At 67.7% G+C, this 13395-nt stretch carries 13 protein-coding genes and 1 pseudogene; 4 read left to right on the forward strand and 10 right to left on the reverse strand.

Annotation, left to right across the window (positions count from 1 at the left end; translation table 11 throughout):
• Positions 1-65 precede the first annotated feature (65 nt).
• Both B7R21_RS09645 and B7R21_RS09650 read right to left on the reverse strand, forming a co-directional pair.
• Positions 66-848, reverse strand: coding sequence for a hypothetical protein (locus B7R21_RS09645; RefSeq protein WP_116283044.1), 783 nt, complete (start codon positions 846-848; stop codon positions 66-68).
• On the reverse strand, positions 845-1885 hold the full coding sequence (locus tag B7R21_RS09650) for a Gfo/Idh/MocA family protein (RefSeq protein ID WP_116283045.1): 1041 nt from the start codon (positions 1883-1885) through the stop codon (positions 845-847). The genes B7R21_RS09645 and B7R21_RS09650 overlap by 4 nt, the downstream gene beginning before the upstream one ends.
• 107 nt (positions 1886-1992) lie before the next feature.
• Between B7R21_RS09650 and B7R21_RS09655 the strand changes: the two genes are divergently transcribed.
• The 3 genes from B7R21_RS09655 to B7R21_RS09665 are packed head-to-tail and all read left to right on the forward strand — an operon-like array spanning position 1993 to position 4737.
• Positions 1993-3258, forward strand: a complete 1266-nt coding sequence (locus B7R21_RS09655; RefSeq protein ID WP_116283046.1) for an ROK family protein — start codon at positions 1993-1995, stop codon at positions 3256-3258.
• A gap of 49 nt (positions 3259-3307) precedes the next feature.
• Positions 3308-3736, forward strand: coding sequence for a hypothetical protein (locus tag B7R21_RS09660; protein ID WP_216364195.1), 429 nt, complete (start codon positions 3308-3310; stop codon positions 3734-3736).
• Entirely contained in the window at positions 3733-4737 is a 1005-nt protein-coding gene (locus B7R21_RS09665; RefSeq protein WP_116283047.1) for a restriction endonuclease subunit R, read from the forward strand. Before B7R21_RS09660 ends, B7R21_RS09665 begins: the two co-directional genes overlap by 4 nt.
• Before the next feature lie 17 nt (positions 4738-4754).
• Here B7R21_RS09665 and B7R21_RS09670 read toward each other — a convergent pair whose 3' ends face one another.
• Positions 4755-5933: a Fic family protein gene (locus B7R21_RS09670; RefSeq protein ID WP_116283048.1), complete on the reverse strand. Its 1179-nt coding sequence runs from the start codon at positions 5931-5933 to the stop codon at positions 4755-4757.
• A gap of 161 nt (positions 5934-6094) precedes the next feature.
• On the opposite strand from B7R21_RS09670, the gene B7R21_RS09675 reads away from it, so the two are divergent.
• Positions 6095-7108 carry an oxidoreductase gene (locus tag B7R21_RS09675; protein WP_116283049.1) on the forward strand — a complete coding sequence of 338 codons (1014 nt, stop codon included), beginning with the start codon at positions 6095-6097 and terminating at the stop codon, positions 7106-7108.
• 252 nt (positions 7109-7360) lie between these two features.
• Here the strand turns inward: B7R21_RS09675 and B7R21_RS09680 are convergent, their stop codons facing one another.
• From B7R21_RS09680 to B7R21_RS09705, 7 genes and pseudogenes are all read right to left on the reverse strand, one after another.
• Positions 7361-8599, reverse strand: coding sequence for a hypothetical protein (locus B7R21_RS09680; RefSeq protein WP_147305862.1), 1239 nt, complete (start codon positions 8597-8599; stop codon positions 7361-7363).
• Positions 8600-8633: 34 nt separating this feature from the next.
• Positions 8634-9059: pseudogene (locus tag B7R21_RS20960) on the reverse strand (PDDEXK nuclease domain-containing protein); the annotation flags it as partial.
• A 63-nt stretch (positions 9060-9122) separates the two neighbouring features.
• Positions 9123-9659 carry a DUF1016 N-terminal domain-containing protein gene (locus B7R21_RS20965; RefSeq protein WP_367379399.1) on the reverse strand — a complete coding sequence of 179 codons (537 nt, stop codon included), beginning with the start codon at positions 9657-9659 and terminating at the stop codon, positions 9123-9125.
• 60 nt (positions 9660-9719) lie between these two features.
• Positions 9720-10724 (reverse strand): sugar phosphate isomerase/epimerase family protein, encoded by a 1005-nt coding sequence (locus B7R21_RS09690; protein ID WP_116283051.1) that lies wholly within the window; start codon positions 10722-10724, stop codon positions 9720-9722.
• Positions 10725-10736: 12 nt separating this feature from the next.
• Positions 10737-11915 carry a Gfo/Idh/MocA family protein gene (locus tag B7R21_RS09695; protein WP_116283262.1) on the reverse strand — a complete coding sequence of 393 codons (1179 nt, stop codon included), beginning with the start codon at positions 11913-11915 and terminating at the stop codon, positions 10737-10739.
• 14 nt (positions 11916-11929) lie between these two features.
• Positions 11930-12328, reverse strand: coding sequence for a C-glycoside deglycosidase beta subunit domain-containing protein (locus B7R21_RS09700; RefSeq protein WP_116283052.1), 399 nt, complete (start codon positions 12326-12328; stop codon positions 11930-11932).
• Between the two features lie 7 nt (positions 12329-12335).
• Positions 12336-13382: a sugar phosphate isomerase/epimerase family protein gene (locus B7R21_RS09705; protein WP_116283053.1), complete on the reverse strand. Its 1047-nt coding sequence runs from the start codon at positions 13380-13382 to the stop codon at positions 12336-12338.
• Positions 13383-13395 lie beyond the last annotated feature (13 nt).

Consider the following 13395-nt stretch of genomic DNA (forward strand, 5'->3'; position numbering starts at 1 on the left):
GCCAGTGCACTCAGTCTCGCGAGATGCCCGGGTATCAGGGAACCACATATCGCCGATGTTTCAGATCACTGCAACTGATGCACCTCCCGCCGGATCGCGTCGGCCAGCGCGCTGTCGTGCCGGAAGTCGAACAAGTCGCCCACAGGTTCCCCCGACCCGGCAGCCTGCACGGCCCGGCGGAGGGCCAGGCGGTTCGACGACTCGTGCCGCGGAGGTGCGCGGAAGGTTCCCGCCGCCGAAACGGTGTCGATCTCGACCGCCCCGGCGAGGAGGTCGACCGTCACTTCGCTGCGTGTCTCGCCGAGCGCGCTGGCCCGGAGCAGTCCGCCACCGTCCTGGGGCCCCGACCACGTGAAGACCACCGTCACGGGGAGGTCTCCCGGGCCGGCGAGGAGGCAGACGAACCCGCCCGCCGATCGGCCGACCGACCGGAGAACGAGCTCCCCGCCCGCAAGTACCCTCGCCCAGCCGATGCCGTCGCCCAGAAGGCCGGCGCTCGCCGCCTCACTGCCGGCGCACTCGACGACGACCGCGCGCGCCGGAACACCCGCGCGGGCCAGAGCCGCGGCGATGCAGAGATCATGGCGCAGTCGCGGGCGTTCGAGGATGACGGGGAAGGCGGAAGACGACAGGGGGGCCGGCGAATCGTCTGCTGCGGTGGCCGGGTCGTCGACCACCGCAGCGACGGCCCCGCCCGCGCGGGCCGCTTCGACGCGCTGCATCCACCCCGCGTCACCCGCGAGGCCCACGACCGCACCCCGGGCATCCACTGCCCGCGCGGTGCTCGCCGTGAGACCACCGAGCGCCCTCCGATAGGGAGCATGGTCGGTGAACACTGCTGTCGTCATCGGCCTGTTCCGTACCGGAGGTGTTCTGCTGCCGCATCCGCCAGCGCGATTCCGTAGAGGGCATCGGCCCGGAGCTCGTCGTACTCCACCGGTTCCGTGCCGGCCAGGAGGTCGGCCAGCGCGCGCCACTCCGACAGGTAGCCGTCGTCGCGCATCCGCGAGTAGGTCGTGCGCCGACCGTCGATCCCCCGCACCCGGACCGTCGCACTGCCATCGTGCACGAACGCGGGTGGGAACTCGACCTCGATCCGGTCGTTGCCTGTTGCGATCGTCATGCGCCAGAGCGCCTCTGCACCCTCCGGATGCATCAGAGCGGTGAGCTGCACCAGCACCCCGCTCGCGCGGTACGCGAGAACGTAGCCGACCGGAGCCGCAGCGCGCGCGAAGACCACCTGCTCGAAGTCCGGCGCGAGGTCTCTCAGCGCGGGCAGATCGTGCACGGCGAGGCCGGAGACGAGTTGGCGCACCATGGTCGCGAGCACGTCGGGGTCGTGGGGATCGGGGCGGGCTCGCGGCGGCATCCGGAAGTCGGCAAGCTCAGCGACCGCGTCGTGATAGCGCGCGTTCGGCGGAAGCGACACGACCACGGACACCGTCTGCACCGGCGACCGCGTCGCCAGGAGATGATGCTTGGCCCGCTGCCAGGAGGAGTCGTAGAAGTGGTTGGTGCCGACGACAAGCACGGTGCCGGTCGACCGGCAGGCTTCGATCACCGCGTCGACATCGCCCCGCTCCAGAGCGAGCGGCTTCTCGCAGAAGACGACCCGCTTCCCTGCCGTCACGGCGGCGAGGATCTGGCGCGCGTGGTGCTCGGGAGGGCTGCAGACCAGCACGATCTGAACTTCGGGGTCGGCGACGAGAGCGTCTTCGCCGACCGACCAGCGGGCGCCCAGGGGGAAGGCGAGCGCCTCGGCGCGACCGCTGCCGGTGTCGGAGAGGTGTACGACCCGGTAGAGATCATCGAGCAGAGCGAGGGTGGGCAGATGGAGGGCACCGACGCCGGCGCCCGCTCCGATCACCCCGACCGCGTAGACCATGATGCGACCCGCTCTTTTTTGTCGCAATTATGCCTAAGTTCTGCCGTCTGCGTCCATAGCAGGCGAGTTGCCGACACTTGTGCCCGTGGCTTGTGTGAGAATCGAGCATGGCCCGCGAATCATCCCTGCGCTTCGGCGCACAGACTGACGAGATCACCAGTCTGCTGCGCATCATCAACCTGGTGCGCACTGAGGAAGCCGTGACGCGCCCCGACATCGGCAGGCTCACCGGCCTCGGCCGCGGAGTCGTCACCCAACGGGTCGACGCGGCCATCGAAGCCGGCTTTCTCGAAGACGGCGAATTCGGGCAGTCCTCGGGCGGCCGTGCTCCCCGCACGCTGAGATTCCGCTCCGACCAGGCCCACATCATCGTGTGCGCGCTCGGCGCCCTGCACATCAGGGTCGGCATCGCGAGCCTCGACGGAACGGTGACCTCCCAGACCCATCGCGAATGGGACATCGCCAGCGGACCCGCAGCCACCCTCGACACGGCGCTCGGCATGATCGACGAACTCCTCGCGGGCGAGCCCGAACGGCCGGTCTGGGCTGTCTCCGTCGGGGTGCCCGGTCCGGTCGACTTCGAGAGCGGATCGCCCGTCGCGCCGCCCATCATGCCGGGCTGGAACGGTTTCGACATCCGCCGCCGCTTCGAGCAGCGGTTCGATGCCCCGGTCTGGGTCGACAACGACGTGAACCTCCTGACGCTCGCCGAGCGGCAGCGTCGACGCGACGAACCGATCGACCTCATCTACTGCAAGGTGGGCAGCGGTATCGGCGCTGGGCTCCTGTCACGCGGCAGACTCCACCGCGGGGCGAACGGCGCCGCCGGCGACATCGGGCACGTGCGCGTGCGCGACTCGTCCGAACCGTGCCGTTGCGGCAAGGTGGGCTGCCTCGAAGCCGAGGCGGGCGGTTGGGCGCTGGTGCGCCGCGCCAACCGGGCCATCGAAGACGGAGCGACCGGGATGCTCGCCGCCCAGGTCGCCGATGGGCTGGCCGTCACCCCCGAGGCCATCGCCATCGCCGCGATGGACGGGGATGCCCTCGCCATCTCGCTCGTGCACCACTCGGCCGGTCTCGTCGGCGAGTCGATCGCGGCGCTCGTCAACATGTTCAACCCGAACGTGATCGTCATCGGGGGCTCGGTGTCGGCGGCGGGTGAGATCTTCCTCGCCGAGGTGCGGCGGAAGGTGTACGAGCTGTCGCTGCCGCTGGCCACCCGCGACCTGAGCCTGGTGCGGTCGGTCGGCGACGAGAAGGAGCCCCTGCGGGGCGGTGCGCAGCTCGCGATCGAGCAGCTCTTCGATGCGACGTTCCCGCGCTGGTTCGCCGAGGGTCGGCCGACAATCGTCGGGGTACGCGCCGCAGCCTGACTCCTCGACTTCTTTCGGAATTCGACATAAGCGTGTATGTTCTGGTCATATGACCCTGTCTGCGCTCCGGCCCGACGCCCTGGCAGTGACGCCGGGCGGATTCGAACTCCGGCTCTCCCTGCCGTGGATCCGATCGATGCCCCTCTCGAGCATCGCCGGTCTCGAAGTGAGGCTCGACGGCGTTCCGGTTGTGGTCGACATCGTTGTCGGCACGCGCCGGATCACCCCCGGCGACCTCGTGGCCGAGACCGGGTGGTGGTTCATCCAGGACCGTCTCGTGCTCGCCGGGCACGAGCATCCGGGACCCGGCGAACATGACGTCGAGGTGCGGTTCACCCTGATGGTGCCGTACCTGCAGGGCGCACCGGATGCGCCGCTGACGCTCCCGTTCACCGTCGCCGCACGGCTGGTGCCGGGCATCGCGGCGGGAGCCGGCGCCGTGATCGCGACCGTGTCGCACGACGTGGGTGCGCTGTGAACGCGCCCGAGCACGCCGAGTGGACGTTTGCCGCCAGCACCTTCAACTGGACTCCCGACATCATCGCGGCCGACCGACCGGCGGCCGAGATCGTTCGCTCGGTCGTCGCCGACGGCGTCGCTTCGACCATCGAACTCGAGGCGGGATCCGTCTGGCGCTCGTTCCCCGAGCCGTCCGACGCCGAGGTCGACGCGCTCCGTGAGTCCCTCGCGGCTGCGGGCGGCTCGGTCAGCACAGTGGGCCTCAGCCTCGACGACTTCGCCTCGACCCTTCGGCCCCGCAGCCACGCCGAGCGGCTCGCCTTTCTCCTGCCGCAGCTGCGCGCGGCGAACCAGGTCGGTGCCCGCGGGGTGCGGCTGCCGATCGGCCAGGCCGGGCGCCCGCTTCTGGATGATCTTCTGCCGCTGCTCGAACAGGACGACCTGACGCTCTATGAGGAGATCCAGGGCCAGCAGGCACCCTCGTCGCCGCCGGTCGCGGCCGCGCTCGAGACGATCGACTCGCTCGGCAGCGAGCGCGTGCGGGTGCTCGTCGACGTCAGCCTGCTCATGCCCGCCCTCCCCGTCAGCTATCTCGAGCGCCTCGCCACGGCCGGTCTGCCGCCGGATCTCCTCGACCGGCTCGGCGCGGAGTGGAGCGACCCGGAGACGGGCGATGCCGTGGTGGCGTTCCTCCGCTCGGGGAAGGTGCCGGCATCCGTGCACACCCTCTACATGAACCTGCTGATCCGCTTCGGCCGGTCGCACGTCGACGATCTCCGCGGAATCCTGCCGCTCGTCGGCGCCTTCCACCTGAAGTTCTGGGATCTCGACGACGCCGACGCCCGGGTCTCGGCGCCGCTCGCCGACCTCGGGCGGCTGCTCCGCTCGGCGCCCCACCCGTTCACAGGAACCCTCACGAGCGAGTGGGGCGGCCACGAGTGGCTCGTCGACACGGATGCGACAGCCATCACCCGCGCGCACCTGGCGCTCGCCCGCTCCGCCCTCACCTCAACCGTCTAACTGTGTGTACCGTCGTATTACGAAATTGCTGGATTGTCGAAGCTGACAAGCGTGACGGCGTTCCAGATCTCAGAGGCCACCCACCGTTCCTTGCCCCCGCGCCCCCAACGCCCGGCAGAACGCACCCAGCCGAGAGACTCAGCCCGACGAAGCAGGGTTGAGCCGGTCGGCTGAGTGACACTGAGTGCCCGTACGACGGCGCTGACGGTGATGACCGGATTCTCGAGCAACACGTCGATGAGGTCAGCGACCTGCGACCGGTCGCCGCGAACCTGTGCCCGATAGCGTTCGCGAATTTCGAGCAGAGTCCGGATGCGGCCCGCGCTCTCGTTGGCCTGGTGCTCGACAGCCGAGGAGAAGAACTGGATCCATTCATCGATCTCACCGCGTTCTCGCACCGCCTGGAGACGGTCATAGTACTCGTTTCGATGACGTTCAAAGTACCCCGAAATGTGGAGGATCGGCGCGCTCAGCACCTGGTCATGCATCAGTTCGAAGCCGATGAGAAGCCGACCGATACGCCCGTTGCCGTCCAGAAAAGGGTGAATGGTTTCGAACTGATAATGCATCAATGCCCCTCGCAGTACCGTTGGCATGCTTGACGGATCATTGACGAAACGTTCCCAATCAGCGAGCAACTCACCGAGATCGTCCTGGTGAGGCGGTATGAAGCGAGCGGTCTCGGGCCGCGCACTGGGCGAGCCGATCCATACGGGAGACCGCCGCAGCTCACCCGGCGACTTCTCTTCACCACGCACATCGGTCAACAGGGTCTCGTGCAATGCGCAGAAGAAGCGCATTGTGAGAGGCCACGTCTTGATGAGCTGAGTCCCCTGTTCGATTGCGCGGAGGTAGTTCGCCACTTCACGGAGGTTCTCGTTCTCAATGGGAACCTCCTCGTTCTCAGCCGACAGCACCTCGCTCAAGGACGCTTCGGTGCCCTCGATCCGCGAGCTCGCCAGCGCCTCCTGCGCCAGCGCGGGGCCAAGTAGTAATGCGGGATTGTCGATAACCATCGCGAGACCCGAGAGCCGCCCGAGCGCCAGGTCAGCGCGCGACATGGCGGCGACGGTCTCAGACTCAAGCGTCAGCTCTCGTGGCAACGACGCGGGCAGAAAGTATGCATGCGGCCACGAGCTGAGCGCCTTGGTCGTAAGCACGCCGAACCGAGAGCTGGTGAAGTCGCTGGGGCGCATGTTGTCCGTTTTGGCCTTATAGAAAGTGGTCTCACTTATAAATCCAGTGCAATAAGTTTATAAGTTACTTTCTCTCATATTACCGTCAAGTTGTCTGTTGCATGACCACGAGGCCCCAGCCAGCCCCTTCCGCGGAGCGGGAAGTTGCGTACGGTGGAAGGATGACATCCTCCTGGACCGCAGCCGACATCCCCGACCTGGCCGGCAAGACCTTCGTGATCACCGGGGCGAACAGCGGGCTGGGCGAGGCGGCCGCGACGGCCGCCGCCGACCACGGCGCCCGGGTGGTGCTGGCCTGCCGCACCGTCGAGAAGGGCGAGGCTGCCGCGAGGAAGATGCCGGGTGACGTGATCGTCCGGCGCCTCGATGTGGCCGACCTGGCATCCGTTCGCCAGTTCGCAGAGCAGACCGAAGACGTCGACGTGCTGATCAACAACGCCGGTGTCATGGCCACGCCGGAAGGCCGCACCGCCGACGGGTTCGAGACGCAGTTCGGCACGAACTTCCTCGGCCATTTCGCCCTGACCGGGCTTCTGCTGCCGAAGATCACCGAGCGGGTCGTCTCGGTGTCGAGCCTCGCGCACATCGTGGGCCGGATCGACTTCACCGACCCCAACTGGCTCCAGCGCCGATACAGCCGCTGGCCCGCGTACGGGCAGTCGAAGCTGGCCGATCTGGTATTCGCGTACGAACTGCACCGCCGGCTGAACGCCTCCGGATCGGCCGTGCGGTCGTTCGCGGCGCATCCCGGACTGTCGAGAACCGAACTGCACACCCACACCGATTCGGTGCAGAGCACACTGATCGCGGCTCTCACCGGCATCGGCCAGTCCGCCTCGATGGGCGCGTTGCCTCTGCTGTTCGCGGCGACGTCGCCGGATGCGGAGGGTGGCCGGTACTACGGCCCGGGTGGCCCGGGCGAGGTTCGCGGGTTCCCGCGCCCCGCCCTTTCCACCCCGGCCGCACGCAACCTGCGGACGGCCTCAGACCTGTGGACGATGGCGGAAAAACTGACGGGGGTGAGCTTCCTCTCCCCCGCTCCCGTCGGAAGTGCGACGGTGCCGGTGGGCGGCGCACCGAGCCCGGGTGCCCTGGCCATCGCTGCGACCGCGGCCGCCGGCGCAGGGGTGCTCGTGGCGACGGCGATCGTGGCGGCGAACCGGCGGCGGGGCTGACGCCCACTCTCCCTCCGCCTTTCGCGAAAACCTGTGTACATGATTCAGGCTCAGCGGCGGTCGACGTCTGTACGGTCGACGGCCTCGCGATGTGCCTGAATGAGCGTTGGGTCAGCGGGGCGAGCGGGCGAACGCCGACGCGTGGGTCGGGTGCGCCCTCATCCGCGGAGCATCGGCTGCCGTCGGTTGCGGGCCGACAAGCGGGGCGAGCAGCACCCCCACGAAGACCAGGGCGAGTAGCGCGGAGAACGCTCAGACCGGAGCGGAGGGCCAGACCCGGGGATCTCTGAGGAACGCCAGGATCGGCCCGGCGAAAGCTGAAAGCACTCCGATCAGCGCTGCCTCGACACTCGCCACACTGAAGAGCTGGCAGGCAGACGCTCCACGCGCCCGGGCCAGCACGCCATCCTCGACCCGGGATGCGGCGAACAGGCGCGCGGCCTGGCCGAGCGCGGCGATCGCGGCGATCGCGGCGATCGCGAGCAGCGTGAGCAGGACCGCCATGATGACGACCGTCGACCGGGTGACCGTCAGCGCCGTCGAGATCTGCCCGAGGGCCGCGGGAAGGCCGGTTTCGACGGACACCTGGGCCGCTGAGTCCCCGATCGCAGTGGTGAGGTCGGAATCGGCCAGGCGGTCTGAGACGCCGGTGAGCAACGACGTGTCGGTGTTCGAGAAGTCGAGCCGGTAGGTGAGGGCGAACGACCGCACCGTTACGCGGGCGGCATCCAGAGCATCCGGAGTCGCCAGCAGCGGACCGATCGCCTCGATGGGGTCGAAGAAGGTCACGTCGGGCCTCGGGAAGTCACGCACATCACCGGCGCCCTGGAGGGCGTCCGTTGCCCACAGCCCCGCCGCGGGATCGGCGATTGTGTCTGCGCGGTAGATCGCCACCACGTCGGCCGTCGCCGAAGAGGTCGACCCTGTGCGCACAGCAAACGAACTGCCGACGGCAAGACCGTGCTGGGCGGCAGCCTGCTCGGGCACGGCCGCATCGAGATGCCCGGTCCTGGCCCCAGCCGCGCCGGGCACCGGCCATGCACCGGACACCAGCGTCGCCACAGACCCCAGCTCGTCGGGCGCCGTGAAGTAGGCGTAGGCCGGCAGATCGCTGTCGAAGGCGGTGACGGCGCCGAAGTCCGACACGGCCACCGCCGACCGGGAGGAGGTGGCCGCGCCATTGAGCGCTGCCTGAACACTGCCGTCCACCGCAGCGCGGGCCTCAGCCAGCGTCACCGACGGCCGGTCGAGGTTGACGCTGATGCGTGAATCGGCTTCCGAGAGCCCGGCGAGCGACGCGCGCACGCCGACCTGCCCCGCGTTCTGCACCATCAGCACCAGCGCCGAGAGCAGCGTGCACGACAGCACCGCGATGACGGTGACCACCGCCGGCAGCCCCCACCCGAGTCGCAGTCGTCGAGCGACGACGGTCAGCGCCCAAGCCCGCATCCCCTGCAACCCGCGCTCAGCGCCGAGCGCGGGCGAGACCACAGACTCCCACAGCCTGTGATGACCTACGCCGACGCTACCCCGCCCCGTCGGCGTCTCGCGTCGTGGCGATCTGAGCCAAGGTCTCTTCTGCCGGCAGCGTGGCGGCGTCTGCCGCCGAGAGTTCGTACCGAGACACAGCTACCGGCTGATTGGTTCCGCCGAGCGCGTACCGAACAACCGTCTCGTTCTTGCTCGAGACGAGAAGGATGCCCAGCGTTGGCCCGTGAATACCTTTGTCTCGAAGTCGGTTGTCCACTAACGCAACATAGAAACCGAGTTGTCCAGCATCGCGGGAGTCGAATCTGGTGGTCTTGAGTTCGATGACGACGTAGCGCAATTGCTGAACGTGGAAGAAAAGCAGATCGACGAAATAGTCATCGCCTTCGACATCGAAGTGCACCTGGCGGCCGACGAAGGCGAACCCCTGGCCCAGTTCCTTGAGCGTGTCGAGAATCCGAGCGGTGAGCTGGTCTTCGAGTTGGCGCTCGGTAGCGTCTGAGTCGACCGCGAGAAAACCGAGGGCTTAGGGATCTTTGGTGATCTGTTGCGCAAGTTCGGAATCCGGTGAGGCCAGAGCGTTCACGAAATTGCTGCTCGCCGAGCCTTCTCGTTCGTGCAGGCGGGTCGCGATCTGGTGCACGAGGACTGCCCGACTCCAACCGTGTCGAACATCCTTCGCTGCGTACCAGTCGCGCAGCAAGAGTTCATCCAGCTTGTCCAGAAGCGCCACGATATGACCCCACGGCAATTCTCCAACAGGCTGTTGGAGAATTGCGTCTTCGGTCCACCCCTCCGCAAAGCGGCGCATGTAGGCAAGATTCGCGAGAGAGAAGCCTTTCATTGAGGGAAACTCCCCCCTCAGATCCCTGGCGAGCCTGCCCAGAACTCCCGTCCCCCAGGACTCAGTTCGCTGACGGGTGAGAATAGTGTCTCCGATCCGCCAATACAGCCGGAGCACCTCCAAATTCGCTTTTCGCTGCACCACGAAGCGGGCCTCATGGACCTGCCGTTTGAGCAGGGCAAGAGTCTCGGCGTAGCCGTCAGGTTCCACCTCTGCCACAGCTGCTCCGATCTCGTGAGACTTCCTCACTGCACCGAAGATAGCATCCGAGAGCGCGGGCTACTTCGCCTGGAAGGCGGCGTCGAACGCTGCCGCCGACGGCTCGTACGACGAGAGCCGCCGCACGAAGCCGAGCGCCTCGGGGGCGCCCACGAGGCGGTCCATGCCGGCGTCCTCCCATTCGACCGAGAGCGGACCCGCGTAGCCGATCGCGTTCAGCATGCGGAACGCATCCTCCCACGGCACGTCGCCGTGGCCTGTCGAGATGAAGTCCCAGCCCCGACGCGGATCCGCCCAGGCGAGATGCGACGAGAGCCGGCCGTTCCGGCCGTTCACGAGACGCTTCTTCGTGTCCTTGCAGTGCACGTGGTAGATCCGGTCCTTGAAGTCCCAGAGGAAGCCGACCGGGTCGATGTCCTGCCAGACCATGTGCGACGGGTCCCAGTTGAGGCCGAACGCCTCGCGGTGGCCGATCGCCTCGAGGGTGCGCACGGTGGTCCAGTAGTCGTAGGCGATCTCCGAGGGGTGTACCTCGTGGGCGAACCGCACACCGACTTCGTCGAAGACGTCGAGGATCGGGTTCCAGCGGTCGGCGAAGTCCTGGTAGCCGGCGTCGACCATCGGCTCGGTGACGGGCGGGAACATGGCGACGTACTTCCAGATCGACGAGCCGGTGAAGCCGGTCACGGTCTTCACACCGAGCGCCGCAGCCAGGCGGGCCGTGTTCTTCAGTTCCTCAGCCGCTCGCTGCCTGACGCCCTCGGGATCACCATCGCCCCAGACCCTGTCCCGCAGGATGTCGTGGTGCCGCTGATCGATCGGATCGTCGCAGACCGCCTGGCCCGTGAGGTGGTTCGAGATGGTGAACACCTGCAGGCCGTTGCGCTCGAGGATGTCGAGCTTTCCCTGCACGTAGGCGGCGTCATCCCACCGCCACGGGTCGAGGTGGTCGCCCCAGCAGGCGATCTCGAGGCCGTCGTAGCCCCACTCGCCGGCGAGCCGGGCCACCTCCTCGAAGGGCAGGTCGGCCCACTGGCCGGTGAAGAGGATGATCGGTCGCGCCATGAGGTGATTCTCCTACGTCAGAAGGGCGGGTTGGTTGACGGCCACCCAGGCCGAGTCGTGCGATGAGCTCTGTTCGACGGCATCGAGCACCTGCTGCACCCGGAGCCCGTCGGCGAAACTCGGCGCGGGGTCGAGGCCCCAGCTGACTGCCTCGACGAAGTCCTTCACCTGGTGCGAGAAACCGTGTTCGTAGCCGAGCAGGTGGCCGGCCGGCCACCACCCCGAGACATACGGATGCACGGGCTCGGTCACCAGGATGCGCGTGAACCCCTGCCGGTCATCCGGTGCCGTGCGGTCGTGGAACTGCAGGCTGTTGAGGTCTTCGAGGTCGAAGGCGAGGGCGCCGCGGTCGCCGGAGACCTCGATGGTGAGCTGGTTCTTCCGACCGGTGGCGAAGCGGGTCGCCTCGAACGACGCCAGTGCTCCGGAGGAGAGGCGGCCGGTGAACAGGGCGAGGTCGTCGACCGTGACGTCTCCGAGGGGGGATCCCGCCCCGACGGCACCCGCGAGCGACGAGCCGGCCGACGCGCCACCCACCCGCAGCGGTCGCTCCTTCACGAGGGTCTCGACCAGACCAGACACCGAGTCGACCGTCAGCCCGGTGACGAACTGCGCCATGTCGATGATGTGCGCCCCGATGTCGCCGAGCGCCCCCGACCCGGCATGCTCCTTCTGCAGCCGCCAGGCGAGCGGCTCGTTCTCATCGACGAGCCAGTCCTGCCGGTAGGCGGCACGCACCTGGCGCACCCGGCCGACCGCCCCCGACGCCACGAGGTCCCGCAGCAGCGTGACCGCCGGAACACGCCGGTAGGTGAAACCGACCATCGACCGGACCCCCCGGTCGGCCGCGAGCTGGGCCGCGGCATCCATCGCGGATGCCTCCTCGACCGAATTCGCGAGCGGCTTCTCGCACAGCACATGCTTGCCTGCATCGAGTGCAGCGATCGCGATCTCGGCGTGGGAGTCGCCGGGCGTGACGATGTCGATGATGTCGATGTCGTCCCGGGCGATGACCGCGCGCCAGTCGGTGGCCGACTCGGCCCAGCCCCACTTCAGCGCGGCAGCTGAGACGGAGCCTGCGTTCCGGCCGACGAGCACTGCCATCTCGACGCTGTCGGGCAGGTCGAAGGCCGCGGGCGCCTGGCGCCAGCCGACCGAGTGCGCCGCACCCATGAACCCGTGGCCGATCATGGCCACCCGGAGGGTCACGCCAGCACCACCTGGCGCTCGACCTCGACCCGGTTGCCGACGTAGCGCATGGGGGCGATCTGCATGTAGAGCAGCCGGAGGGTCAGCACGACGTCGACGTCGATGGTGTCGCCGGCCTCGGGAACCCGGGCGAGCGGGATGATCACCTGCGGCTTGTCGGCGACGAACCAGAGCGTCTCCCACTGCTCGGGGAGTTCGGCGATGGAGTACGAGGCGCCCTGGAGCTCGAAGCGCAGCGACTCGCGCGGGATGACGACCCCGTCGACCGTTGCGGCAACGTCGTCGACGCACGAGAGCCAGAGGCTCCGGTACCAGGGCAGCTGGATGGAGACGGCGATGCCCTCGGGGTGCCGCGTGACGTCAGCGCCTCCGAAGAGGGAATTGTGGGTTGCCATGGTGTCCTCACTCGGCTTTCTGGCTGGTTGTTGCGACAGCGTTCTCGATCGTGCGGCGCATCAGCGCGTGCTGCTTCTTCACCAGGTCGATCGGGTCGCTCTCGCCGAGGTCGCTGAACGCGTGCCCCTCCCACTCGCTCGAGAGGTAGCCCTGGTAACCGCCCTTCACGAACTGCTCCACGATGCGCGGGATGTCCATGGCCGACTCGTCGCCGTTCTCATCGATGTCGTAGAACTTGGCGTGCACGTGGAAGATCTGCGGCATGATGTCGAGCCATTCCTCCGGCGGCACCAGCCCGTGCATATTGAAGGCGAGGCGGGTGAACGGCCCGAGCCGGGCGCCGTCGAAGTTCTCTGAAGCAAGGAAGTCCTCGAACTTCTGGTTGCGCACGTACATCGGGGTGGGTTCGTGCCAGATCTCGTCCATCACGGGGAAGTACTTCTCGGGCATCCCCATCTGCCCCATGGTGCGGAGGAGCGTCGGCGAGAGACTGTGCATGGTCGAGGAGAAGTCGGCGGTGAAGCCGAGGCGCTCGCTCTGCAACTCGTCGTACATCTCGCGCATCTGCAGCACCTGCGGGTTGTTCGGCCCCGACGGCGCGTGGATCTCGTAGCCGAGCAACTGGTCGTACTTCTCGGCCAGCGGTAGGAGGCTCCGCAGCAGTTCCTTGCCGTGCGAACGGATCACCACCTTCTTGAAGCCGAGCTGGTGCGCGGTCTTCAACTGCCGGGCGAGGAAGTCGTGCTCCTCGTCGGGCGACATGTCGCGTTCCTTGCGACGGCCCATGTCGAGGTTGGTGCCGATGGCGCTGGGCTCGAGGCCGTAGCGGTCCATGCTGTCCCGCCAGAGCCGGATGAAGTCGTCGTCGACATCGGGGTAGGTGCGGAGCATCTGCGCGATGTTGAATTCGACGCCCGGCCCGAGTCCCTCCTCGGCCGCGGCCTTGATGAGCGTCTCAGGTGTGTACAACCCGGCCGCGAACTCCGATGTGAGCGAGTAGAGGGTGATGCCGAGCTTGATGCCCGTTCCGGCGATGCCGTCGTCTTCAGTCATGGTGTGGCGTCTC

Origin of the sequence: Subtercola boreus (assembly GCF_003399625.1) — a bacterium.
GTDB classification, from domain to species: domain Bacteria; phylum Actinomycetota; class Actinomycetes; order Actinomycetales; family Microbacteriaceae; genus Subtercola; species Subtercola boreus_C.

Excerpts from the sequence above, each read along its gene's own strand:
- B7R21_RS09695 (WP_116283262.1), bottom strand. The coding sequence starts at position 11,915 with ATGATCGGCCACGGGTTCATGGGTGCGGCGCACTCGGTCGGCTGGCGC.
- B7R21_RS09655 (WP_116283046.1), top strand. The coding sequence starts at position 1,993 with ATGGCCCGCGAATCATCCCTGCGCTTCGGCGCACAGACTGACGAGATC.
- B7R21_RS09705 (WP_116283053.1), bottom strand. The coding sequence starts at position 13,382 with ATGACTGAAGACGACGGCATCGCCGGAACGGGCATCAAGCTCGGCATC.
- B7R21_RS09660 (WP_216364195.1), top strand. The coding sequence starts at position 3,308 with ATGACCCTGTCTGCGCTCCGGCCCGACGCCCTGGCAGTGACGCCGGGC.
- B7R21_RS09675 (WP_116283049.1), top strand. The coding sequence starts at position 6,095 with ATGACATCCTCCTGGACCGCAGCCGACATCCCCGACCTGGCCGGCAAG.
- B7R21_RS09690 (WP_116283051.1), bottom strand. The coding sequence starts at position 10,724 with ATGGCGCGACCGATCATCCTCTTCACCGGCCAGTGGGCCGACCTGCCC.
- B7R21_RS09650 (WP_116283045.1), bottom strand. The coding sequence starts at position 1,885 with ATGGTCTACGCGGTCGGGGTGATCGGAGCGGGCGCCGGCGTCGGTGCC.
- B7R21_RS09670 (WP_116283048.1), bottom strand. The coding sequence starts at position 5,933 with ATGCGCCCCAGCGACTTCACCAGCTCTCGGTTCGGCGTGCTTACGACC.
- B7R21_RS09700 (WP_116283052.1), bottom strand. The coding sequence starts at position 12,328 with ATGGCAACCCACAATTCCCTCTTCGGAGGCGCTGACGTCACGCGGCAC.
- B7R21_RS09645 (WP_116283044.1), bottom strand. The coding sequence starts at position 848 with ATGACGACAGCAGTGTTCACCGACCATGCTCCCTATCGGAGGGCGCTC.